The organism is Thiomicrorhabdus sp. zzn3 (assembly GCF_029767755.1).
Classification (GTDB): domain Bacteria; phylum Pseudomonadota; class Gammaproteobacteria; order Thiomicrospirales; family Thiomicrospiraceae; genus Thiomicrorhabdus.
In genome coordinates this window covers 706,630-730,780 of sequence record NZ_JARUQS010000001.1, presented here as the reverse complement: position 1 = coordinate 730,780, position 24,151 = coordinate 706,630, and the positions used below count along the sequence as shown (strand labels likewise).

Sequence of the window (24,151 nt, the reverse complement as noted above, 5' to 3'; positions counted from 1 at the left end):
TTGCTGCGCAGATAAATCCCCCCCTATGTTAAAATACCGCCTATTTAATCCTTTAGTTGCTGTTAAGGTATTGCCGCATAATGAAAACATCCAATTTATTGCTATCCACTACCCGTGAAACTCCCGCCGACGCAGTCGTCATCAGTCACCAATTGATGATTAGAGCCGGTATCATCCGCTCTTTAGCAGGCGGCCTGTATAACTGGTTACCACTCGGGGTTCGTGTACTTCGCAAAGTTGAGGCTATTATCCGTGAAGAAATGAACCGATCAGGAGCTCAGGAAGTACTCATGCCGGTAGTGCAACCATTAGAGCTTTGGGAAGAGTCCGGTCGTGCGGAAGACTACGGCCCGGAACTGCTGCGCTTTAAAGATCGTCATCAGCGTGATTTTGCATTGGGGCCAACACACGAAGAGATCATTACCGACCTGATCCGCCGTGAAATCCGCAGCTACAAACAGCTACCAGCCAATTTCTATCAGATTCAGACCAAGTTCCGTGACGAAATCCGTCCTCGTTTCGGCGTCATGCGGTCGCGTGAATTCATTATGAAAGACGCCTACTCGTTCCATATGGATCGCGAAAGTCTGCAAGAAACTTACAGCGACATGTATGACACCTATAACCGCATCTTTACCCGTTTGGGCTTGGACTTCCGTCCAGTGCAGGCTGATACCGGTTCGATCGGTGGCGAAGGATCACACGAATTTCATGTGCTCGCCGACTCGGGTGAAGATGACATCGCCTTCTCTACCGAATCCGATTATGCAGCGAATGTGGAATTGGCCGAAGCATTGGCGCCACGCGGTGATCGCCCTGCAGCGAGTGAAGAGCTGGCTAAAGTGGCGACACCAGGCAAACACAGCATTGAAGAAGTCTGTGACTTCCTGCAACTGAAGAAAAAGAAGGTTCTCAAAACCCTGTTAGTTAAAGGAGCAACGGAACAGGCACCGGTGGTTGCACTGGTGGTGCGCGGCGACCATGAATTGAACGAAATCAAAGCCGAAAAACTGGACTTGGTTGCGTCACCTTTGGAAATGGCCAGTGACGAGGAGGTTAAAGAGGCCGCTGGCTGCGGTGCCGGCTCCATCGGCCCGGTTGGTTTGACTATTCCCGTGATTGTGGATCGTACCGCTGCGCACTCGGCTGATTTTGTCTGCGGTGCGAATGAAGATGGCTATCACTATACAGGTGCCAACTGGGAGCGCGACGCAACGCCAACCGCCATCGCCGACATCCGTAATGTGGTCAAAGGCGATCCGAGCCCAGATGGACAAGGTAAACTGGAAATCCGTCGCGGTATCGAAGTCGGTCATATCTTCCAGCTGGGTAACAAATATTCTCAGGCTCTCAACGCCACAGTGCAAAACGAAAACAGCCGTTCGCAAATTTTAGAGATGGGGTGTTACGGCATTGGTGTCACCCGTGTGGTGGCCGCGGCCATTGAGCAGAACTACGATGATAAAGGGATTATCTGGCCGGAAGCCATTGCCCCGTTCCAGGTCTGTATCGTTCCAATGCAGATGCATAAATCACCGCGCGTGGCCGAAGTCGCCGAACAACTTTATCAAGAGCTGATGGCCAAAGGGGTTGAGGTGTTGTTGGATGATCGTGCGGAACGTCCAGGCGTTATGTTCTCCGACATGGATCTGATCGGTATTCCGCACCGTATCGTCATCGGTGAGCGTGGACTGGACAACGGCATGTTGGAATATAAACACCGTCGCGATGAAAAATCTCAAGATGTTGCTCAAGAGGGCTTTATCAACTTCTTAATGGAAAAACTAAATGGTTAGTCTCTGCTAATCTTTTTGAAAACAGGGAATTGCCCCCTGTTTTCAAAATTTCATTGACTCTCCAATAAACGCTATTGGATCAAACTTAACACCCTCTCGTGTGATTGATTGACTTGACTAAGCATACTGGTTGCAGCTTGATTTAAAACTTGCCGGCTCGCCAAATTGGCACTTTCCTTAGCGTAATTCGTATCTGTAATCTGACTGAATGTGCCATGTTGTGCAATCGACTTGTTGGTAAGGTTTTGAATCGAAGATTCAACTCTGTTCTGAATCGCCCCCCCAAACAGCCCTATTATTACTTAATGTATCCAGGTGAACGTCAATTCTGTCCAGAGTAGCTTCAGCCTCAACCTGCGTTGTTATAAAAAATGCTCCTGCAATTCCATCTATTACAAAGTCGGCACCAATGATCTTAAAATCGGCCAACGGCACCTCAATTTTATTTTCGTCACCAATATCAGCCCCACCATGAATGGTTAATTTACCAGCTCCATTTAATTCACTTAAAGCTTGACCATTAAATTTCAAGGTATCGCCCACACGCTTTATTTCTTCAGCCAGCTGAGTAACCTCTTCTTGCATTTGGACTCTATTCGTATCACTGTACGTACCCGTCATCGCCTGTAACGACAACTCTCTCATTCTCTGTAACATCGACACTACGTCATCTGCAGCACCATCAAGGGTTTGTAGAACAGCAATGCCGTCATTCAGGTTTCGTAAGGCCTGTTCATCGCCGATCAACTGTGAATTTAGCTTGGTACTGATCGCCAAACCAGCCGCATCATCTGCAGCTTGATTAATACGAACACCGCTTGTCAACTTCTCCTGACTTCCATTTATCGAAAGAGAGTTATGATGCATCATTCTCTGGATATTTAGAGATTGTGAGTTACTAATTTGCATTAAATATCATTTAATAGCTCTTTTGTTACGCTATTAATCGGCAAACATTCATCAAACTTGACCCTATTAATATCAACTATTTTTTAAAAAACTGTACTAACCCCATTAGGCAAAGGAAAAACAATAGTATTGTAAAGATCACTTGGAGCGTTCTCATTATGGCAACGATCTATTCATGATCAACCTACATTCAAAGACTCAAACGGTTTAAACTGAATTCAAGAAAGCGATAACGCCTCGAAGCCATCATGAACAATTCAAACATTTCAAACGCCCCCAAAGTGCTGTTCCTCTCTCACGGCGGCGGCCCCATGCCGTTGCTTGGCGACGTCGGGCATAAAGAGCTGGTCGCAAACCTGAAAACCATGTCAGAAAGGATAGGAAAACCGTCGGCCATGATCGTGATCAGTGCCCACTGGGAAGCTAACTGTCCAATCATCACCAGCGCAGCGCAGCCAACGCTTGTTTACGATTTCAGGGGCTTTCCGCCCGAATCCTACCAAATCGAATACCCCGCTCCAGGCAATCCACTGTTGGCCTCGAAAATCCATGCGTTACTGAATAAATACGGACTGGGTGCCGAGCTGGATGGCCAACGCGGTTTCGACCACGGCCTGTTCGTTCCACTGAAGATTATGTACCCTAAAGCAGATATTCCCTGCGTCCAAGTGTCCTTGGTCAATACTTTGGATCCCAGGCAGCACATTCGAATCGGTCAGGCACTGTCGGAACTCCGGCATGAAAACCTGTTGATCGTCGGATCCGGTTTCACATTCCATAATATGCGCGCTTTTTTCAGTCCACCCGATGTGGAAGTTCAGAACATGAACGAATCGTTTGAAGCCTGGCTCATCGACACCTGTTCCAACAGAGACATTGACGAACAGGAACGTACCCATCGATTCGAAAACTGGCAACAGGCTCCGTTTGCACGCTACTGTCACCCCAGAGAGGAGCACTTGCTGCCACTACATGTCTGTTACGGCGTCTCCCAGCGCGCCTGTTCCCAAGTATTCGAACTTCGTGTTCTGGGTAAAAAAGCCAGTGCCTATATTTGGTAATATACACTAAAGCGACGGATCGAAGCGGCAAACAGAAATTCACTATCGTTTCCGATATTGCCACTTGAAGCGATACATTCATGGGGTATGTAATGCTGTCAAACAAGTTAAGGAAAAGGTCAAAAACCGATCTATTAACCTTGTGCCTTTTGACTGCGCAACCAGATTAATCGATACGCCAAGACATTAATCACAATGACGATAATGCCCATAGCGATGTCCATTTCACGAGTAGAACCTTGTGAAAAGATACGTGTCACCAGATAACGGTCAATAAAACCTCCGTCATAGACGTTTTCCGATCCCGCCGCTTGTCGAAAACGGCTCTCCATCGTTGTCAAAGGGCACGTCCAACCGATCAAGGCAATCAAAGCACCCCACACGGCAGCAGGTACTTGCAACCAGAGCAGCCAAGGCCATCTGAATACGAGAAAGCCTCCAAAAAGTACAAACAGAATGAACGCAAAATGCAGCAATACGATCAGATCGGCCGCCAGTTGATATAACACGATTTTTCCTATCCTCCACCTGCTGGACTATTTCTATTTCTTCAATAACGAATCGATCAATTCCATCGGCAATGGGAAGACGATGGTATTGGAACGCTCATTGGCGATTTCCGTTAGGGTTTGCAGGTAACGCAACTGTAGAGCCTGCGGCTGCTGGGCCAGAATCTGTGCCGCTTCAAACAGTTTTTCCGATGCCTGCATCTCCCCTTCCGCGTGGATGACTTTGGCGCGGCGGGTTCGTTCCGCTTCCGCCTGTTTGGCAATCGCCCGGATCATACTCTCATCCAAATCGACGTGCTTAATTTCCACATTACTGACCTTGATCCCCCAGGCATCGGTCTGCTGATCGAGCACACTTTGAATATCGGCGTTCAAACGGTCGCGCTCGGCCAGCATCTCGTCCAGTTCATGCTGCCCCAGCACCGAACGCAAGGTCGTCTGCGCCAACTGACTGGTCGCTTCGAAAAAGTTTTCCACCTGAATGATCGCCTTATCCGGATGAATCACCCGAAAATAGACCACCGCATTCACATGCACCGACACATTGTCACGGGAAATCACATCCTGACTCGGCACATCCATGACGATGGTGCGCAGATCCACCCGTTCCATCTGCTGAATAATCGGAATGACGATAATGAAGCCGGGGCCCTTCACCTTCCAGAAACGTCCCAATAGAAAAATAACCCCGCGTTCGTACTCGCGCAGGATCTTAATGGCACTGGCGAAAAACAGAATCGCCAGCGTGACGACAATATAAAGCGCATATTCATTCATAACCATTTCCCCTCTGATTTAAACCGGTTCCACCTTTAATGTCAGATTGTGAATCTCGACCACTCTGACTGGCTGGTTTTTATGCAGCGGCACATCGCTCCGTGCCTGCCAATGTTCACCATGGATCAATACATGTCCCTGAAAGCCTATTGCGCCTTCGATCCCTTTAGCAACGAATTCATTGACCGCTTCGCCTTCACTGCCGACCATCTCCTCCGCTCCGCTGACCACTGGCCTTGAGCGTGATTTCAATGCCAAACCGACAATCACCACCAATACCGCCAAGCTAATCACCGAAAAGGTCGCTATCACCGCCCAATCAATGCCGAATCCGGGGGCTTTAGTGTCCATTAAAATCACCGAACCGATGACAAAGGCGGTGACACCGCCTATTCCAAGCACCCCGAAACTGGGTTCAAAGGCCTCCGCAATCATTAAAATAGCGCCCAAAAGAATCAGCCCCATACCGGCATAATTGATCGGCAACAGTTGAAACGCATACAGTGCCAGCAACAGGGAAATCCCGCCAATGGTACCGGGCAGAACGGATCCTGGATTGTAAAACTCCAGAATCAGGCCGTAGATACCGATCAGCATCAAAATATAGGCGACATTCGGATTGGTAATCACACTCAACAGACGGCTGCGCCAATCGGGTGTAAACGCATGCACCGGCACCCCTTGTGTTTTTAACATCACCACTCGATCGTTCAGTGTGATAATACGCCCATCCAATTGACGCAACAGATCGTGCAGATTCTCGGCCACCACATCAATGACATTGAGTTTCAGCGCCTCTTGCGCCGTTAGACTCGCGGCCTCCCGCACCGCTTTTTCGGCCCACTGCGCATTGCGACCGCGCAATTCAGCCAACCCCTGAATATACGCGACTGCATCATTAACCGCCTTCAATTGACTCGGTTCTGCGGCGGCAGGCGCAAACCTCTGCTTGGCCTCAGACTCATGGGGATCAGCGGGCTGCGAGTCGAACACTTTTTCTTGAATGGCTTTAGCCGGATTGGGCATAGACGGCAGAGAAACCGGGGTCGCCGCGCCTAAATTGGTCGCAGGGGCCATGGCGGCAATATGACTGGCATAGAGGATATAGGTTCCGGCGCTGGCCGCTCTGGCCCCACTGGGCGCCACATAAGTGATGACCGGAAGGTTGGCATTAACGATATTTTTGATGATGCCGCGCATGGAAGAATCGAGTCCGCCAGGCGTGTCCATTTGAATCACCACCATCTGGGACTTTTGAGAGGAGACCGTTTGCAGAGCACGTGAAACATAATCCTCCGTTGCCGGACCAATAATGCCCTCAATGCGTAAAAGCGCAATATCGCCTGCGTTAAACGCATCTTCCTGAATACTTTTGGCCAAAGCACTTTGCACCACCAGTGCGGCCAGCGTAGCCAGCACAACAAACCAGACCGTTTGCAAGCGCCTTTGCTTCAGGATTTTCTGCTTCGTCATCTCTGCTCCTTAAGTTGCGCTATCGCATGCAACAACTTTGAACTGATTTGAAACGCCTTTTTCTACTCTACTCCTCTTAGAAAAAAATTTCTAAATAAAATCAATAAATAAAATCAAATATGATCGCTATTTTGAAACCAAAGTTCCAGTTTTAGACAGGCCTGTTCACTTTTAATCGCTGAGCTGGTGACGAACACTCAACCAGAGAGCACCTGCAATCAAGAGCATAAGCGCTTGCGAACACGCCATCAGCCATAAACTGTGGTGGACCAACGGCACCACAAAAGAGGCCACCAGCGCAGCCGTTCCCATCTGCATCAAACTTTGCACTGAAGCCGCCAGGCCGCGCTTACTCGGCAGACAATCCAAGGCCACAATACTCAGCGCCGGATTGGCCAATGCAAACCCAATGGCATAAAATACCAAAGGCCCTACTACCCACCAAACCCTGGGTTGATCAAACCAACTTTCCAGTGCCATATTGCTCACCACGCTAAATAAACCGAACAGCAAGGCCAACGAAATCACCCGGGGCGCCGATAGCTTATGCGCTAGACGGTGCGATCCGAAAGAACCGATCAAGATCCCCGCCACCACCGGCACGAAAAACACCCAGAAATCCTGCTCCTGAAGGTGCAGATGATCAAAGATCAAACTGGTCGAACCGACGACATAGACAAAAAACCCGCCAACCAGCAACCCTTGGGCAACGACCAAACGTAAAAAGTGCGGATGCATCAGACTGTGCCAATAAGATCGGGTGATACTCAGCGGATGGATGGACTGAACGTGCTCCACCTGCTGGGTCTCGCCAATACGTAAATAGAACAGAATTAAAATCAGGCCGGCATAAATGGCGAGAAAATAGAAAACCGAACGCCAGCCACTGTGCACTTCAAGCCAACCGCCAATAATCGGTGCCAATGCCGGGGCCACCGCAAACAGCATCATCACCATCGCCATCGCTTTTTGCGCCTCCTGAGGCGGGAAAGCATCTCGGATCATCGCCCGGCTCGCCACCAGGCTACCGGCCGCCATAACCCCTTGCAAAGCACGCCCGAACAATAGCGTCTCGTAGAAGGGTGCCAAGGCACAGATGACGGTAGCCAGCAAATACCCAAGCAGGCTCCAAAGTACGATCTTGCGCCGTCCCCAACGATCCGACATCGGCCCCAAACTAAGGTCGCCACCGCAAAAGAGCCCAGGTAGATCGCCAATGTCTGCGTCATCAGTTCGCGCGATACCTGCAATTCCTGCTCTATGGCTGGAAACGACGGCAGGTAAGTATCAATCGAAAACGGCGCCATCATACTCACTAGAGAGACAACAATAATCAACAATAATGCCGAAGGGGGTGCCATAACCTGTTTATCCTAAATGACAGCATTGAAAACAAAAATGATATCACCCAAAGCAGCCGTCGGGCACACAATCCATTCACAGCGGACTGTATTGCGTCCCTGGCTGATGCGGTTTTTCTCCTAGCTTACCCGTGGTTTATCGCCTAGGTGCCACTTTCGCGTTGCAATTGGTATACACTAAACTTCACGTGAACCAAAATGAGGGGCAACACCATGCTGATCGGCGTCCCGAAAGAGATCAAAAACAACGAATTCCGCGTCGGCCTGATTCCCGCTAATGTGCATGAACTGGTCAAACAGGGTCACCAGGTCTGGGTGGAAACCCAAGCGGCCAATGGCATCGGCTTCAGCGACGACGATTACCGTCAAGCCGGCGCAAAGATTCTTACCACCGCCAAAGAAATCTATGATGACGCCGAGATGATCGTTAAGGTCAAAGAACCTCAACCCTGCGAATATGCCTGGTTACGCGAAAACCAAATTCTGTTTACCTATCTGCACCTCGCGCCAGATCCTCAACAGACCAACGCGCTGATCGAAAGCAACGCGATCTGCATCGCCTATGAAACCGTTGCAGACGCCTATGGCCGTTTGCCTTTGCTGGCCCCCATGTCCGAAGTGGCCGGACGTCTCTCGATTCAGGTCGGCGCCCACTATCTGCAAAAAATGGACGGCGGCCGTGGCATTCTCCTCGCCGGGGTCACCGGAGTGGAAGCCGCCAAAGTCGTGATCCTCGGCGGCGGAACCGTCGGTCGCAATGCCGTACAAATGGCGATTGGCCTAGGCGCCGATGTCACCGTGCTCGACCGTAACCTTGATGCACTGCGCCGTATTGAAATGCAGTTTGGCAACCGCATCAAAACGGTGTTTTCCACTGCCGATGCACTAAACAACCACCTGCTTGAAGCCGATCTGGTGGTGGGAGCGGTATTGGTTCCCGGGGCGGCCGCGCCCAAACTGGTCACTGCGCAGCAGGTGAAACAGATGAAAGCGGGTTCGGTCATTATCGATGTCGCCATTGATCAAGGCGGCTGCATTGAAACCGCCCATCCAACGACGCACGAACAGCCGATCTATATGGTCGACGAGGTCGTGCATTACTGTGTCACCAATATGCCCGGTACCGTGCCGAGAACCAGCGCGCTTGCGCTCAATCACGCCACCCTGCCCTATATTCTCAAACTGGCTAATCTGGGCTACCCAAAAGCCCTGTTGGAAGACAGCGGATTTATGCAAGGACTCAATGTGTGTTGCGGACAAGTGACCAATCAAAGCGTGGCCGAGAGTCTAAAACTGGACTTTATGCCAGCTGAAGCGGTGCTGAGCTCGTTATGAAATGGCTCCAGAATTGGCTGACGCGTTATCAGCTCCACCACCACCCTGTTCCGCATCACATCTGGCGGATGCTGATACATCAGGCCCCTCTGTTTCATGGGCTGAGCGCGGTTGAAAAAGCGCACCTGCGCGAATTATGTACCCTGTTCCTGCAGAGGAAAAACTTTATCGGCACCCAAGAACTGGCCGTGACCAAAGAGATGACCGTGGCGATCGCCGCACAGGCCTGCCTTCTCACTCTCAAGCGCTCTCTGGATGACTACGGAGGCTGGTCGGATATTGTGGTGTATCCAGCGGCTTTCAAAGTCAATCGCGAGGTTACCGACAGCATCGGACTGGTTTCGCATGAAGACTCTTTTCTGGGAGGAGAGGCCTGGTCAAACGGTCCGGTCATTCTCTCCTGGGAGACCGTCAAAACCGATTTAACAACACCTAGATCGGGACATAACCTCGTGATCCACGAATTTGCGCACAAACTGGATATGCTCAACGGCAAAGCCAACGGTATGCCCCCCCTGCCGGCTGACATGGTGCGTTCCGAGTGGACACGGGCGTTTAGTGAGGGGTATGAAAGCCTGCAGCGGCAAATTGAGCATCGGCAGCGACCGGCCATCAACGCCTATGCCGCCACGGCTCCTGCCGAATTTTTTGCGGTGTGCAGCGAGTACTTTTTTACCACGCCCCGCCATCTACAACACGCTTTTCCGGCGATCTATAAACAATTGGCGCTGTTTTATCGCCAAGATCCGCTAGGTTGATTTTCTTCAGCCGATCCAACCCCGTTCATTCCACCAGATAGTCCATTAAAACCAGATAGAGCTTCTCCAGCACTTTAATGTTTTGCTCGGTGACTTCCCGATCACAATCTGGATGATTCAACGCCTCTTGATTAAGCTGCCACAGCCGTTTACAGGTATGAATGGTGACACGCAGTTCATAAGGGGTGGGATTGCCGGCTTCTGCCCAATCGCCCGGCATCATATCGACTTCCTGATCCCTTTGTTTGGCCTGAAAGTCGTACACCGCGCACGGCGTTTCAGATGAAGCTGTTGAATGAACAGAAGGTTTTTGAGGTAACATCTTAGGTTGCAGTTTTCGCACCGTCGGCATGCCTTTCTCCTTTCGCAGAAACGTGGATTCAACGCTGACTAACAGCGCCGTAAAGACCTTACCTCTGTGTTCCAGTATAAACCAAGTAAACCACTAGGAAATTACTTTTTTTGATGACTCGATCAACTTATCATCTCCTCTTTTTAGACCAGGCCCGTTGAGTTTTTAAAGCTCTGACAAATCCGCTAACAGATAAACCCCGCGTAAAACGCTATAATGAGCATAACCTAAGACAAAGGACACAGAAATGGGCATTCAATGGTATCCGGGACACATGCACAAGGCGCAAAAGGAAGTGCGTGAAATCTTCAATCAGGTCGATGTTTTTATCGAAGTGCTGGATGCGCGCATTCCCTTCAGCAGTGAAAATCCGTTGATTGCCCAGATTCGTAAAGACAAGCCCACCATCAAAATCCTCAACAAAACCGACTTGGCAGACCCAGAGAAAACAGTGGCTTGGCAGGACTATCTTGAACGTGAAAAAAGCGTGAAAACCCTCGCTTTCAACGCCCAACAAACCGACAAACGTGAACAGATCATCAGCCTGATCAAAAAAATGGCACCGGAAAAAGCCGACAGTGTTAAAACCATTCATGCCCTGATTATCGGCATTCCCAATGTCGGCAAATCCACTCTGATCAACAGCATTACCGGACGCACCATTGCCAAAACGGGCAACGAACCGGCCGTCACTAAAAATCAGCAGCGCATCAAGCTGGAAGAGAAAATCACTCTGATCGACACCCCGGGCATGCTCTGGCCGAATATTGAAAATGAGAATAGCGGCTACCGCCTGGCGATCACTGGAGGAATCAAGGAAACCGCCTTTGAATTGCCCGATATCGCCTCCTATGCCGCGGAATACCTGCTTGAAGCCTATCCGGATGCGTTGAAGTCGCGTTTTGATTTGGACGAATTGCCGCTCAGCGACATCGACTTTTTGGAAACCATCGGCCGAAAACGCGGCTGTCTGCGTTCCGGCGGCATGGTCGATCTGGATAAGATTTCTCGCATTCTGATTATGGAATACCGTGACAACAAACTCGGCCCGATCACTTTGGAAACGCCGCAAATGATGGAAACCGAGCTCAAAGAGGTGGAACGTATTCGCCGACAGAAAGAAGAGAAGAAAAAAGCGCGTGAAGCCGAAAAAGCGGCCAGACGCAGCAAACGTAAACGCAATCGTTAATTTCTATCCTGACCAAGATGACCCTTTAATCGACATAACAAGATCACAGGCCTCTCGCTTAAGAGTCACATTCATCTCAATTTATGACAGGCCTGCTTATTTCCCTAAATCGCTCCAAACCGTCCAAATTTGATCCAAATCAAAAAATGTAATTATCATTACACTCATTGCACTTAAAGTACCATGCTCTGCAAAATGGCGTGCTATCATAAATTCAAACACGGCCTTTTTTGGAGTTCGCCATGCCCCACTCTCCTAGTACCGATTCGAAACCTGAAACACGGAATCCATCACCTGAACAAAACTTCAAAGACGAAATTTTGGGTGCCTCGCCAGTTCGTGGCCGAAACAAAGCCATCTGGGTATCAGGCCTGCTCATTTTGCTGCTCGCAATCGGTCTGTGGTTGGCCTGGGAGTACAGCACGCAAGAACGCACGCAATACCGCTATGACCTGGAACAGGTCACGAAAGGAGATCTCACAATTCAGGTTACCGCCACCGGAACGCTCAACCCGCTTGATCAAGTGGATATCAGCTCGGAAACGTCAGGAACGGTTAAAGCCGTTTTGGTGGATGAAAACGATCAGGTCAAACAGGGGCAAGTCCTGCTGAAACTGGACACCACCACGTTGGAAGCCCAAGTCGAACAAGCACGAGCTAACGTCAACGCCGCCCAAGCCCAGCTTAAACAGGCTCAAGTTCAGCATGACGAAGCTCACACCACGTTCCAGCGCAAAGCCGAATTGGAACCTAAAGAGTTTATCTCCAAAGAAGAGGTGAATACCGCACGCTCGGCTTTCCGACAAGCCCAAGCGAACCTGGAGTCAGCGCAAGCGCAACTCGAACAGATGCAGGCAACACTTGCATTACAGCAAGACAAGTTGCGCAAAGCGATCATCGTTTCCCCGCTTGACGGCGTGGTGCTTTCCCGGAAAATAGATCCCGGGCAGACCGTGGCCGCATCCCTCCAGGCTCCGGTTCTGTTTACGCTCGCGCGCACACTGACGCAAATGGAACTGCTGTTAAATATCGATGAGGCCGACATCGGCCAGGTTAAAGAAGGCCAGACCGCCACTTTTACCGTGGATGCCTTTCCCGAAGAGACGTTTCCCGCTACCATCACCAAAGTTCATCTGGCCTCTGAAACGGTGGATGGCGTGGTCACCTACCCCGCCAGATTAAAAGTCGACAACCCCGAACTTAAGTTAAAACCGGGAATGACGTCGACTGCGGACATTACGGTGGCACACATTCACAATGCTCTGCTTGTGCCCAACAGCGCGCTACGCTTTGAATTGCCTAAAGCGTCAAAATCGGGCTCTAGCAGCGTAGTCAGCCAACTGCTGCCACGACGACCAAGAGAAGAAAAAACCGCACACTCAAATCAAAAAGCCGATCATGTCTGGGTTTTGGAAAACGGCGTGCCCAAGCAAATCTCAGTGCAAACCGGCCTCACCGATGGCCTCCATACCGAAATTACCAGTGGGCTAGAGCTTGGTCAAGCGGTCATTATCGATACCCTGGAAGGCCGTACGCCATGACCTCTCAACGTGCGCCCAATCCACCCCCTCTGATCCAGCTGCAATCCGTCACTAAATGCTATGGGAGTGGCGCCGCACGTTCAACCGTACTCAAGAACATTGATCTCACTATCCAGCAAGGTGAGTTTGTCGCCATTATGGGCCATTCCGGTTCAGGCAAATCCACCACTTTGAATATCCTCGGCTGTCTCGACACCCCGACGTCGGGAGCCTATCAATTTGACGGCTTGCACGTCGAAAGCATGACCACCCGCCAGCGTGCCTTGCTGCGTCGTTACTACTTGGGCTTTGTTTTTCAGGGGTTCAATCTGCTTAATCGCACCTCCGCACTGGAAAATGTCGAACTGCCTCTCATCTACCGGGGATTATCGATTAAAGAACGCCGTAATCTAGCTCTACAGGCATTACAAAGTGTGGGCCTGGAAACCTTTACCGATCACACTCCCGGAGAATTGTCAGGAGGCCAGCAACAACGTGTGGCCATTGCACGAGCGATTGTCACCCAACCCAAAGTGCTCTTGGCCGATGAACCCACCGGAAACCTGGACAGCCGCCATTCCCATGAAATCATGCAGATTCTCAGTCAACTTAACCAGGAACAAGGCATTACCATTATCATGGTGACCCACGAAGAAGAGATGGCCGCCTACGCTGACCGACGCATTCTTTTCAAGGATGGGCAAATCGTTAGCCAACAGGGCTATGACCACCAGACGTCAACGGATCAACATCAGATCACGCCGTCAAGGGCAAGCTCCACCTCAATGGAGGACAACGCACCATGATTTGGGACGCTTTTCTTCTTGCCTTGCGCGAAATACGCCGCAACCTACTGCGTTCCTTCTTGACCGTATTAGGCATCGTCATCGGTGTGGCTTCAGTCATTACCATGGTCACTTTAGGCAGTGGCGCAACCCAACAGGTGACCCAGGATGTGGCTAGTCTGGGGTCAAACCTCATTAATATAAGACCCGGCCAACGCATGAGCATGGGAGCGCGCAACACCGCCCCTCTGTTTAAACGCGATGACGCCACCGCATTGCAACGCGATATTCGCGGCGTGAAAGCCGCAGCTCCCATATCCAGTGAAGGGATTACCGCCGTTTATGGTAATCAAAACTGGTCCACCACGGTCTCAGGCACCACGGTTGAATACTTCACCGTACGGGAATGGAAAATCCGTTCTGGGCGCATCTTTACGGCCTCAGAAGAACGCTCCGGTCGTGCGCTGTGCGTCATCGGGGAAACCATCAAAAAAGAGCTGTTTGCTGCCGGCACCGCGCTGGGAAATAAAATTCGTTTTAAAAACATGGCTTGCCAAGTCATCGGCATCCTTGAGGCCAAGGGACAAAGTACGTTTGGTTCCGATCAGGACGATTTGATCATCATGCCATTAAAGACTTTTCAAAGACGTATTAGTGGTAATACCGACATCAATCGTATTCAGGTGGCGATTCAACACGGTTTAGATACGGCACAGTATAAAACCAAAATAGAAAACCTGATGCGTGAACGTCGCCGTCTCTCTGACAACGAAGAGAATGATTTTTCGGTGATGGACATGAAAGAGATCGCCAGCATGCTCAGCAATATCACCGAAGTCCTGACCATGTTGCTCGGTTCCGTGGCGGCGGTGAGTCTTTTGGTCGGCGGTATCGGGATTATGAATATCATGTTGGTGTCGGTGACCGAACGCACGCGAGAAATCGGTATCCGTCTGGCCATCGGCGCGCTCGAAAAAGAGGTGCTGTTGCAGTTCTTGGTAGAGTCGGTGGTACTCTCTACCTTTGGAGGCCTGTTCGGAATCTTTTTGGCGATTGTGGTCTCCTATGGCTTGTCCATCGCCATGGCCATTCCATTTGTACTCAACCTGTGGATTATCCTTCTTGCATTCCTGTTCTCAGCGGTTATTGGCGTCTTTTTCGGCTATTTTCCGGCACGCAAAGCCGCAAGACTGGATCCCATCGTGGCACTCCGTCACGAATAGAATGCATCAAGATGACCAAACTGAATATTCTCTGGTCATATTTTGATTTAAAACAAGTATTTATACGATTCCTGCCCAAACAACGTATTTCACATTGAAAAGGCGCTAACGATTTTCTAAGCTGAAGCCACTGTTTCCAAATTACAAAGCATGGGAGTTGGAGATGCAGGTTCCTATCACTAACCGAGTTGAGGCCGGGCAAACTCTGGCTTCGCTTCTATCTGACTACCAACAACGGCCTGACACCTTGATTCTTGCTCTCCCACGCGGAGGCGTTCCGGTTGCTTTTGAAGTAGCTGATCAACTCAAACTGCCAATGGATCTCATGCTGGTGCGAAAGCTGGGCACGCCTCATTTTCCTGAACTGGCTATGGGTGCGATTGCCAGCGGGGGCGTTCGCGTACTGAATGAACAGGTGATTCGTGCCTATGGCATTGACGACGATGCGATTGATGCGGTTGAACAAAATGAACAACAAGAACTCCAACGCCGCGAAGGCTTATATCGTGGCCAACGTCCCTATCCTGAATTGAAAGAAAAAACCATTATTCTAGTGGATGACGGACTCGCAACCGGCTCTACCATGAAAGCCGCGATTAATGCCGTAAAAGCCCATGGAGCTTCAACTATCGTAGTGGCCGTCCCGGTTGCTCCACCGGATACCGTCCTTGCACTGGAAAAAATGGTCGATCAGGTCATCTGTCCGATACAACCGAGCGGGTTTTCCTCCATTGGACAGTGGTATACAGACTTCAGCCAAGTCAGTGATGCTGAAGTCATGAACCAATTGGCTCAAGCTTGGGAAAACGAAAAATACACGTCACGAAAGCGAACCTGATCATGAACCGTTTACTAAGAGTCGCAGCAATGTCAAACCACCAGCCTTTTGAAGCCGAGCAAACAGTGCTGATTGAAGCCGGAGATGTGCAGTTAGAAGGAATTCTAAACGTCCCCTCACCAACAGAACAAGCCAAGGGATTAGTCGTGTTTGTTCACGGCAGTGGCAGTAGTCGTTTCAGCCCGCGTAATCACTATGTAGCCGACCTCTTAAACCAGGCAGGCCTGGCGACTTTGCTGTTTGATCTCCTGACGCAGGAGGAGAACCGTATTGACACCATGACGCGTGAATTCCGTTTTGATATTGACCTGCTGAGCCGCCGGACCATCGCGACTGTAGATTGGTTGAGCGAACACCCCACTCTGAGCCAACTCTCAATTGGTCTTTTCGGGGCCAGTACCGGAGCCGCGGCCGCACTCAACACGGCTAAAGCCCGCCCGAATGAAGTGGAATGCGTGGTGTCTCGCGGTGGCCGACCGGATCTGGCCATGCCCTCATTACCGGATGTGCTCGCCCCTACGCTTCTAATTGTCGGCAGCTTGGATTGGGAGGTGCTGGAGTTGAATAAACAGGCACAGGAAGCGATGCGTGCGCACTGCGAACTGGTGACAATCGAGGGTGCGACCCATCTATTTGAGGAACCGGGAACTCTGCCAGCCGCGGCAGAAACCGCTAAAAACTGGTTTATAAAACACCTTCAATAGAAACGCTGAAAAAACGCCATTTTTTGGCTGTGCTCATGAATTGTCCGCTTCGCTTAAATACTGCTCCGCTGCAATCAAGGCTTCCTCAGCACTCAGACCTTGGTGCATAAAATCATAAGCGACCTGCTGCCGTTCATTCAGAAAACGATTTTCAAAGTCGGCAATCATCGTCTGCCACGCCTGCTTATCTTCTTCACGATCGGGTGTGTGTACCAGGAGTCTGGCCAACATACTCAGTGCTAAGGTCGTCTCCGACATGGAGCGATATGAAGCAATTAACTGCTCGATAAGCGATTGAATCTCATCCGCTTGAGGAACACTCTGCAACGCTGAGATTTTATTCCGCAGCTCCGTCAAACGCGCCAACCCCTCCTCTTTACCGTCAAGCAACTGAGAAACGGCCAGATTCAACGCCATGCTGGCCTGCTGATAGTCCGCTCGATCCCGGGAAAGCGGGGAGCCCTCTTCAACAAAATGGAATTCCGCAATATCACTGTCACGCATAGAAAGCGCGGCGCTGTTTTCGTCGGTCATCACCAAACGGTGGTGCGCTAACAATTGAGAACTGGTCACATGGGTAATGTGGCAACCACAGATAAAACCGGCAGGCGTTTCATATAGATGCACCACCTCGGCCCCTTCCAAGCAATATACCTCATCTGTCTCCAGATTTTTGATGCGCAAACTCAGCGGCTGTTCTGGAAAAAACAGATCGGCTTCGTTCACACAGAAGCTTAAGCCGGTTAAATTAACGTCATAACCTTCAAAGGGTTCGGTAAAAGCGCTATCTTCATGATCCGTTACCCAGAAGCGGCGACGAAACCGGGAAGATTGTCTCTGCTCATTGTCTTGAATCGATTCGGACACCTGCACTACCTAATTACGATTTGGGTTTAAACCCTAAAGCCAGGCACTCCGCTTCGGGAATCCATCCCAAACAACTGCGCACCTTAAGTGACTGATAGTTGCGCACGATCGGCATAATCGTTAACACCCCCCAGAGAATTTGATACCAGTGCCAGCCAATCGCAGAAGGCTGTGATGCCCACCACACATTATTGACCCCAAAATGCTTCGTTTTAAACAGCAAATGAATGGCTAAACGCCAATATTTCAGGGCATAACGAATTCGTGTGGATAACATATGTGTTCTCCGTCTCCAAGACACTCTAGATGAAAAAATTATTGCGGTTGCAGTTCGATCAGGGGATTGTTCTCTTTAAACACCGTCGAACCCTGCGGAGCATATACCTTCACCACTGTAGCCGCAAACGGTGCCGTAATGCGGTAGTACTTGCCCCAGGCCTGTTGCGTTTTCAACTGTGCTTTTGCCTTAAGCAGCGAGGCTTCGGCGACATCATGAGCCAATTGCGCTGCATCCAGAGTACGCCGCGCGGTCACCGTACGATCAAACAGATCCAACGCCTGTTCCAATTCGATTTTGGCGTCATCCAACTGCAACTTTCTCAGTTTGACTTCAGCTTGCATCGCCTCGATTTTTGCACGATACACCTGTTGATCAATTTCCATCAACAAGGCACCGGCCTTGACCGAATCCCCCTCCTTGGCATTGACCTTGACCACTTGACCGCTAACCAAGGCTCCGATCGTGACATTCTGAGCCATCGCCCACACGGGAAAAACACTGAAAACGCCAACGGCAAGCCATTGCCCGGCAATGCGGCGAAACGGTTTAGTAGCTTTAAACTCAAATACTTTCATGATGGGTTTCCTTGAACTGATTGAGCGGAATCTGATGCAGAGGTTTCAGAATTTAGCTTGGCGGTGGAACTCGTATCGGGGAACACTTCTTTTCCCATTAAGAAGTCCAACTCCGCCCATAACAATGCCTGCTTAAACTGCCAAGCGACGTGGTTGTAATTGGCTTGCGACAGACGCACCATGGAATCACCTAAATCGGTCGCGGTTTCATTCTCATAGAGAGCACGACTGTAGTCGAGGTACAGATCCGCATAATCTCCAAAAATCTGATGTTGTTGACGCTCCGTCGGCAACAATTTGAGCTGAAAATAGAGATCCGCGACTTGGTCTCGTAACTGCTGCTCCAGCAAACGCATGTTTGACTGCAACACCTGCATTTGCGCTTTGGTTTCACTGATTTTCGATGAGCGGCTACCGCCGTCATACAGTGGTACCTTCATATTGAGTCCAATCAACCAGCTGCCTTCACGGATCTCGGGATAACTGGACAATTTACCCGCCCAGGCATCCACATCAAACTCCGGCATTTTAGAGGCCTGATAACTTTGGAGTTCCGATTCCAGCGCCTTGTGCTTTTGCTGCATGGCCAAGATTTGAGGATTGCTCTCCAACACCTGTTGTTGCAATACCTCCAACTGCAATGCCTTCACATCACGCTTGGCGTATCGATCCAAATTCGGGAAGCTTAACTCATCCGGACGCGCTTTCGGCATGCCCATTAAATTCGCCAAATTCAGCCGTGTTTGCAGTTGGTTGAATTCAGAACGTGAGCGTTTCACCAAAATCTTTTGATACTCATTTTCCATTTCCAGATAATCGACGTCGGAAATGCGTTTTAGTTCCAGACGATCTTTTGCCTTATCAAAACTGATATAGGCAACGGCCATCGCTTCGTTATCGATACGGTACTGGAAATCGGACAACAGTGCATTGAAATAACTCTGCATGAGCTTTAATTTAAGCTGCTGCTCCGCTTCCCTGAACAGCTCTGCTTGAGCCGCTTGTTTTGCCTGAACGGATTCAATCAGATGTTGGTTGCGTCCGAAATCATAGAGTTTTTGATTGGCGTGCACCGCTGCAAGGTGAAAATCTTCGTCCTTTTCCGCGTATTCACGCCACGCCAAGCGGCCGACCAAATCCAATTGCGGTCGATCCTGTGCCTGCTGTTGCGTCAGCTGGGATTGCAGCTTCGCTTGTCTGGCCTGTTGCAACATCAACGCCGGATGCTCGGCCAAAGGCAGGGACAAGACATATTCCAAGGTCAACGGATTTGGCAAGCTCGGATTTTGAATCGCTTCGGCCTGAGACGGTTCCGCTTGTGCTTGTGCTTGTGCAGAAGTCGCCAAACAGCAAATACACCCGGCCGAAATCAGTACCAAACGCATGGATCTAACGAGGTTTTTCATACTCAATTCCCGGCTTGGATTACGGTTGGCGCGCAGCTTGTTTCTGCTGACGCTTGTATTTGGTGAACGGCATCTCATTGTAGGCACCATCAATCACATACTGCGCCAACCATTTAAACTCTTCTTTGGTACGCGTCGGACCGGTGTATTTCAGAATCGGCTTACCGTCGAGGTCAAAGATCATCATCACGGGGGTGGCGCGCACACGATACTTTTTCTCCGACATATCTTGTGCGGTCGAAACCGTGCCATCAAAGTCCGTCACCTCATTACTGCCTTCAATATCCACCTCGAACGTCATAAAGTTGTCTTTAAACAGTTTAATCACATCCGGTTCGGTCATGATGGTGCTGCGCATGCGGTGACAAAAAGGACACTCTTCCATATGGAAAAAAATAAAGATGCCTTTCTTGCCGTTTTCTCTGGCAACTTCAAGCTCTTCCTGATAATTACCGAAAGACTCATCGAAAAAACTGCCTGCCTGCGACCAGGCGCTGCCGCTAAAGGCCGACAGGCCTGCCAGGATAAAACTCAACAACCATTTTTTCATAGCGAATATCCTTTTGGAACCAATTCAAAACCGGTAAGGCGATCCTTTAAAACCGCTCTTTATGGTTTCTCTTTTTGCATCTGTTCATAACGCTGCATAAAGGTTTCAAGCATTTTTTGATCCACCATACCCGTACGTGCAGCCACTACCGTACCGTCCGGTGCCACCATATAGGTGGTCGGCAGCCCATTCAGATTTCCAAGAGGGGTCGTCTTGCCATCTATTTTCTGCTTAAAACGAACAACGGGGTAATTGATCATTTGCGATTCTGCAAACGCTTTGACCTTTTGCGGATCATTATCTTCGTAATTTACCCCAATCACAATAGCGTCTTTATCCTTGTGCGCCTCATGGAACATGATCAGATCGGGAATTTCAACCAGACAAGGAGGACACCAAGTCGCCCACAGATTCAATACCACCCATTTGCCTTTGTAGTCTGAAAGCAGGGATGGCTTGCCATCCAGGTCAACCAGTTCAATCGGTTTGCTTGGCGGTTCCGCCATGGCAGCCGTGGCAACGCTCAGTAAAGCCAGAGAAAATAGGACTTTCATTCGCTGCTTGACGTTATGAAATAGACAATTAGAAAGTAAAGTTAATCGTTTAGTCATGTTCGTTAGTTGCATTCTTTCTCACTTAATTTCGTTTATTCGATTTTACTGAACGGATTCGGGTCCGTTCATTCCCTCAGGCATGCCCCAACACTTTTTTAACGAAAGGCAGCGTAAGACGGCGTTTTTCAACCAGGGTTGCTTGTTCGAGCATCTTCAGAACCGCCAGCAACTCTTGAAGATCATTGGAAAACTGTTTAATCAGATAATTACCAACCTCTATCGGCAATTCAAAACCCAGCCGTTTTGCATGACGTTGCAGTGCCATAATGACTTCGTCTTTTTCATTCAAACTGGAGAGTTTGATCGGCAACACGGTCATTAACGCTTTCGTCAATTCCGGCGTCGCTAACGACCAATCGACCACAGAGTGCTCACCTGCCAGAATCACATTGTGTCCCTGCACACTGGATTTGGTCAGCAGATTGGCTAACGCCAATTCCCATTTCGGCTGACCGATAATCAACTCCATATCATCAAGGCATACCAGCGGCGTCTGCTCGAGTCCGATCAAAACGTCAGGAATCAGGGGTAAGGCACTGTCCTGCATCGGCAAGTAGACGCTGGCCTGACCTTTTTCGGTCACATAGCGGCAAGCCGCCTGCAGTAAATGTGTTTTCCCGGCACCGCTTTCGGCATACAGATAAAACGCACTTCCCTTGGGGGCTTTCAAGGCGGACTGCAATGCGTTCAGAGCCACGGCAACCGACTCCTGTTCGGTGACAAAGGTTTCAAAACACGCATCGTCCCGTAAACCGATTTTTAACGGCATCTGCACAAACATTCAACGTCCCTCTTCCTGCATTGTCGCCTCGTACTCTTTTGACAAATCAATCAACTGAGTTTCTGGGCGTTGATTCAACCCAAAAAGCTTCAGATGAATTTCGCCGGTGAGCGCACTTTCAGAAACCAGCTCACTGCCGTCAATACGGCGACATAGCGCTAACAACTGTTCATAACGCCCCTGATACACCACATCAAAATCTGCACGGCTGCCCTCAACCGCCTGCAAAAACACTTGGTGAACAGTCGGTTTTTGTGATTTCAGAAAGGATTCAATCGCTACAATTTGTTCGGCACTCAACAATTGATCGACTTTAACGGTCGCGCTGCCCAGCACGCTAGCACTTTGCCGATAGCCATAAGAATAAAGCGCCATCACACGATCGAACATCGCTTCAAGCATAGCCGCATTGCGCGCGCCCTGACTCGAACCACTTAGCACATCAGAGCCTTTTTGGTCATAAACACGCCATTGTAAATCGTATTGATTAGGTGCAAGACGCTTAAGCTGAAAGGTCAAAAGATACTGGCTGTCATTCGCCAGTAGCCGCTCCTGAGCCTGCTCCGCTGAAAGACCGCCTTCTATCGGATACACCCAGGAGGACTCACGGTGCGGAAATCGCATTGGCAAAGCCAGCAGCTGCGGGTAGCTGCGAAACTCAATATCCGGACGATACCCCAGATTTTCAGGCGTGAGCTTCAGGATCGTTCCCGCTTCCAGATAGGAGCCCATCACCAAGGTTTTAGGACGCTCGGAACGAGGCCAAATAATAATATTTTGGGACTGAAAACGTGACAACAAACGTTGCCGGTCAAACTCAAGCACCAAATTCTGTCCAACCGTCACCCCCTCTTCTTTGCGAGGTTCGAAATGATAACTGCTCAACCATTTTTTGGCCTCTGCAATCAAATCTTGACCTTCAGGACTATGCACCACCGCGTCATCGCCGGTCAGGCGCAAGAGCAAATTGCGCATCCCTTGGCGCATCCGTTGGTTGAGATCGGGATTACCGACAATTTGGCCTTGATCATCCACCTCGGGGTCAAACGCCTCGGTCAAGGTGAACAGCGCTCCCCCCTGTTCAGCATTGATCGCCCCTTGTGCATTTGCAGTGCCAGCAATGACACTCACTCCCAGAATTAAAAGAATTTGAATGAAACTTCTCATATCTGACTCTTAAATTTTCGATACAATATCATAATATTTTTTGTGTAGTCGGTAGAGACTTTTATTAGGAAACTCTGAAACATTCTTTTAACTCGTTTTTTTCACTGAGTTAACCACAATAAACGGCTATTATTTGGGCTTTTAAATCTGCATTAAAAGTAACCGGTAGCCTGATGAGGCTTCAATATTAAGTCAAACACCGCTCAAAATTAACACGGCTAAATGAGCCATAGCAACGGAAGTTAACAACACTATGACTGCAAACACCCAATCAATCAGCTACAAAGACGCCGGTGTCGATATCGATGCGGGAAATGCCCTGGTAGATGCCATTAAACCGATTGCCAAAGCCACCGCGCGACCAGAAGTCAGTGCATCGTTAGGTGGGTTTGGAGCCCTGTTTGAGCTGCCAATGGACAAGTACAAAAACCCTGTTTTGGTATCGGGTACCGATGGTGTGGGCACGAAATTGCGTTTGGCGATTGATAGCGGCAAGCACGATCAGGTGGGAATTGACCTGGTAGCGATGTGCGTTAATGATTTGATTGTTCAGGGTGCTGAGCCATTATTCTTCTTGGATTACTATGCGACTGGCCATTTGGATGTCAATGTCGCCACCGACGTTGTCAAAGGCATTGGTGAAGGCTGTTTGCAGTCAGGTTGTGCCCTAATTGGTGGTGAAACCGCAGAAATGCCAGGCATGTATCCAAAAGGCGATTACGACCTAGCCGGGTTCTGTGTCGGTATTGTGGAAAAATCCGAACTGATTGACGGTACCAAAGTCAAAGCCGGCGATGTCATGCTTGGCTTGGCTTCCAGCGGCCCTCACTCCAACGGTTACTCACTGATCCGTAAGATTCTGGAAGTATCCGGTACCGACCTGAATACCGAAATCGACGGTCAGCCTCTGATTGATGCTCTGATGGCACCAACCCGTATTTACGTTAAGCCACTATTAGAGTTAATGAAGTCGGTCGAAATTCATGCGCTTTCTCACATTACCGGAGGAGGCCTGTTAGAAAACCTGCCACGCGTCATGCCGCAAAACACCATGGCAAAAATCGACACCAACAGCTGGCAACGTCCGGCGGTATTCGACTGGCTGGAAAAAGCCGGTAATGTGGAATATGAAGAGATGCATCGTACCTTTAACTGCGGTATCGGCATGGTGTTGGTTGTCGACCAAAACGACCAGAAAAAGGCGATTGACCTGCTCACCCAAGCGGGTGAAACCGTTTCCGTCATCGGCGAAATCGAATCTTCAGAGCAGGCTGAACCAACGGTCGTGCTTTATAAGGGCTAAGATTTTCAGACTCAATCG

25 protein-coding genes are annotated in these 24,151 nt (G+C 49.8%); 11 read left to right on the top strand and 14 right to left on the bottom strand.

The annotated features are described in order from the left end of the window. Positions 1–80: 80 nt before the first annotated feature. A complete protein-coding gene (locus QCB44_RS03360) occupies positions 81–1,796 on the top strand; it encodes a proline--tRNA ligase (protein ID WP_279407918.1) in 1,716 nt (571 codons plus the stop codon). 258 nt (positions 1,797–2,054) lie between these two features. Here the strand turns inward: QCB44_RS03360 and QCB44_RS03355 are convergent, their stop codons facing one another. Further along, positions 2,055–2,705, bottom strand: coding sequence for a flagellin FliC (locus tag QCB44_RS03355; protein ID WP_279407917.1), 651 nt, complete (start codon positions 2,703–2,705; stop codon positions 2,055–2,057). A 248-nt stretch (positions 2,706–2,953) separates the two neighbouring features. Here QCB44_RS03355 and QCB44_RS03350 point away from each other — a divergent pair, with 248 nt between their 5' ends. After that, the gene (locus QCB44_RS03350) at positions 2,954–3,766 is read left to right on the top strand and encodes a class III extradiol ring-cleavage dioxygenase (protein WP_279407916.1); all 813 of its coding nucleotides are present in this window, start codon (positions 2,954–2,956) and stop codon (positions 3,764–3,766) included. 134 nt (positions 3,767–3,900) lie between these two features. Here QCB44_RS03350 and QCB44_RS03345 read toward each other — a convergent pair whose 3' ends face one another. The 4 genes from QCB44_RS03345 to QCB44_RS03330 form a co-directional block, all read right to left on the bottom strand. After that, a complete protein-coding gene (locus tag QCB44_RS03345; protein ID WP_279407915.1) occupies positions 3,901–4,275 on the bottom strand; it encodes a DUF2784 domain-containing protein in 375 nt (124 codons plus the stop codon). A gap of 33 nt (positions 4,276–4,308) precedes the next feature. Further along, entirely contained in the window at positions 4,309–5,052 is a 744-nt protein-coding gene (locus tag QCB44_RS03340; RefSeq protein ID WP_279407914.1) for a slipin family protein, read from the bottom strand. An 18-nt stretch (positions 5,053–5,070) separates the two neighbouring features. Further along, positions 5,071–6,525, bottom strand: coding sequence for a nodulation protein NfeD (locus tag QCB44_RS03335; RefSeq protein WP_279407913.1), 1,455 nt, complete (start codon positions 6,523–6,525; stop codon positions 5,071–5,073). A gap of 171 nt (positions 6,526–6,696) precedes the next feature. Beyond that, the gene (locus QCB44_RS03330) at positions 6,697–7,701 is read right to left on the bottom strand and encodes an MFS transporter (RefSeq protein WP_279407912.1); all 1,005 of its coding nucleotides are present in this window, start codon (positions 7,699–7,701) and stop codon (positions 6,697–6,699) included. Positions 7,702–8,099: 398 nt separating this feature from the next. Between QCB44_RS03330 and ald the strand changes: the two genes are divergently transcribed. Next, positions 8,100–9,221, top strand: a complete 1,122-nt coding sequence (ald, locus tag QCB44_RS03325; protein WP_279407911.1) for an alanine dehydrogenase — start codon at positions 8,100–8,102, stop codon at positions 9,219–9,221. Next, positions 9,218–9,979 carry a zinc-dependent peptidase gene (locus QCB44_RS03320; RefSeq protein ID WP_279407910.1) on the top strand — a complete coding sequence of 254 codons (762 nt, stop codon included), beginning with the start codon at positions 9,218–9,220 and terminating at the stop codon, positions 9,977–9,979. Before ald ends, QCB44_RS03320 begins: the two co-directional genes overlap by 4 nt. Positions 9,980–10,004: 25 nt before the next feature. Here QCB44_RS03320 and QCB44_RS03315 read toward each other — a convergent pair whose 3' ends face one another. Further along, complete coding sequence (locus tag QCB44_RS03315; protein WP_279407909.1) at positions 10,005–10,331, bottom strand: hypothetical protein; 327 nt, start codon at positions 10,329–10,331, stop codon at positions 10,005–10,007. A gap of 247 nt (positions 10,332–10,578) precedes the next feature. Between QCB44_RS03315 and ylqF the strand changes: the two genes are divergently transcribed. The 6 genes from ylqF to QCB44_RS03285 all read left to right on the top strand — a co-directional run bounded on the left by ylqF (position 10,579) and on the right by QCB44_RS03285 (position 16,590). After that, positions 10,579–11,520 (top strand): ribosome biogenesis GTPase YlqF, encoded by a 942-nt coding sequence (gene ylqF, locus QCB44_RS03310; RefSeq protein WP_279407908.1) that lies wholly within the window; start codon positions 10,579–10,581, stop codon positions 11,518–11,520. Positions 11,521–11,762: 242 nt separating this feature from the next. Next, positions 11,763–13,061 carry an efflux RND transporter periplasmic adaptor subunit gene (locus QCB44_RS03305; protein WP_279407907.1) on the top strand — a complete coding sequence of 433 codons (1,299 nt, stop codon included), beginning with the start codon at positions 11,763–11,765 and terminating at the stop codon, positions 13,059–13,061. Continuing rightward, positions 13,058–13,846 carry an ABC transporter ATP-binding protein gene (locus QCB44_RS03300; RefSeq protein ID WP_279407906.1) on the top strand — a complete coding sequence of 263 codons (789 nt, stop codon included), beginning with the start codon at positions 13,058–13,060 and terminating at the stop codon, positions 13,844–13,846. Before QCB44_RS03305 ends, QCB44_RS03300 begins: the two co-directional genes overlap by 4 nt. Then, positions 13,843–15,048 (top strand): ABC transporter permease, encoded by a 1,206-nt coding sequence (locus QCB44_RS03295; RefSeq protein ID WP_279407905.1) that lies wholly within the window; start codon positions 13,843–13,845, stop codon positions 15,046–15,048. The genes QCB44_RS03300 and QCB44_RS03295 overlap by 4 nt, the downstream gene beginning before the upstream one ends. A 163-nt stretch (positions 15,049–15,211) precedes the next feature. After that, positions 15,212–15,886 (top strand): phosphoribosyltransferase, encoded by a 675-nt coding sequence (locus tag QCB44_RS03290; RefSeq protein WP_279407904.1) that lies wholly within the window; start codon positions 15,212–15,214, stop codon positions 15,884–15,886. Between the two features lie 29 nt (positions 15,887–15,915). Continuing rightward, positions 15,916–16,590 (top strand): dienelactone hydrolase family protein, encoded by a 675-nt coding sequence (locus QCB44_RS03285; RefSeq protein WP_279407903.1) that lies wholly within the window; start codon positions 15,916–15,918, stop codon positions 16,588–16,590. A 33-nt stretch (positions 16,591–16,623) separates the two neighbouring features. Here the strand turns inward: QCB44_RS03285 and QCB44_RS03280 are convergent, their stop codons facing one another. The 8 genes from QCB44_RS03280 to QCB44_RS03245 form a co-directional block, all read right to left on the bottom strand. After that, a complete protein-coding gene (locus QCB44_RS03280) occupies positions 16,624–17,457 on the bottom strand; it encodes a PilZ domain-containing protein (RefSeq protein WP_279407902.1) in 834 nt (277 codons plus the stop codon). Between the two features lie 13 nt (positions 17,458–17,470). Further along, positions 17,471–17,734 carry a hypothetical protein gene (locus QCB44_RS03275; RefSeq protein ID WP_279407901.1) on the bottom strand — a complete coding sequence of 88 codons (264 nt, stop codon included), beginning with the start codon at positions 17,732–17,734 and terminating at the stop codon, positions 17,471–17,473. Positions 17,735–17,772: 38 nt separating this feature from the next. Next, positions 17,773–18,312 (bottom strand): efflux RND transporter periplasmic adaptor subunit, encoded by a 540-nt coding sequence (locus tag QCB44_RS03270; protein ID WP_279407900.1) that lies wholly within the window; start codon positions 18,310–18,312, stop codon positions 17,773–17,775. Then, positions 18,309–19,718, bottom strand: coding sequence for a TolC family protein (locus QCB44_RS03265; protein ID WP_279407899.1), 1,410 nt, complete (start codon positions 19,716–19,718; stop codon positions 18,309–18,311). The genes QCB44_RS03270 and QCB44_RS03265 overlap by 4 nt, the downstream gene beginning before the upstream one ends. A gap of 19 nt (positions 19,719–19,737) precedes the next feature. Continuing rightward, entirely contained in the window at positions 19,738–20,268 is a 531-nt protein-coding gene (locus QCB44_RS03260) for a thioredoxin fold domain-containing protein (protein ID WP_279407898.1), read from the bottom strand. A 59-nt stretch (positions 20,269–20,327) separates the two neighbouring features. After that, positions 20,328–20,822 (bottom strand): TlpA disulfide reductase family protein, encoded by a 495-nt coding sequence (locus tag QCB44_RS03255; protein WP_279407897.1) that lies wholly within the window; start codon positions 20,820–20,822, stop codon positions 20,328–20,330. Positions 20,823–20,955: 133 nt separating this feature from the next. Beyond that, a complete protein-coding gene (gene hda, locus QCB44_RS03250) occupies positions 20,956–21,663 on the bottom strand; it encodes a DnaA regulatory inactivator Hda (protein WP_279407896.1) in 708 nt (235 codons plus the stop codon). Next, on the bottom strand, positions 21,664–22,830 hold the full coding sequence (locus QCB44_RS03245; protein ID WP_279407895.1) for a DUF2066 domain-containing protein: 1,167 nt from the start codon (positions 22,828–22,830) through the stop codon (positions 21,664–21,666). A gap of 253 nt (positions 22,831–23,083) precedes the next feature. On the opposite strand from QCB44_RS03245, the gene purM reads away from it, so the two are divergent. Beyond that, entirely contained in the window at positions 23,084–24,133 is a 1,050-nt protein-coding gene (purM, locus tag QCB44_RS03240; protein WP_279407894.1) for a phosphoribosylformylglycinamidine cyclo-ligase, read from the top strand. Positions 24,134–24,151: the final 18 nt, after the last annotated feature.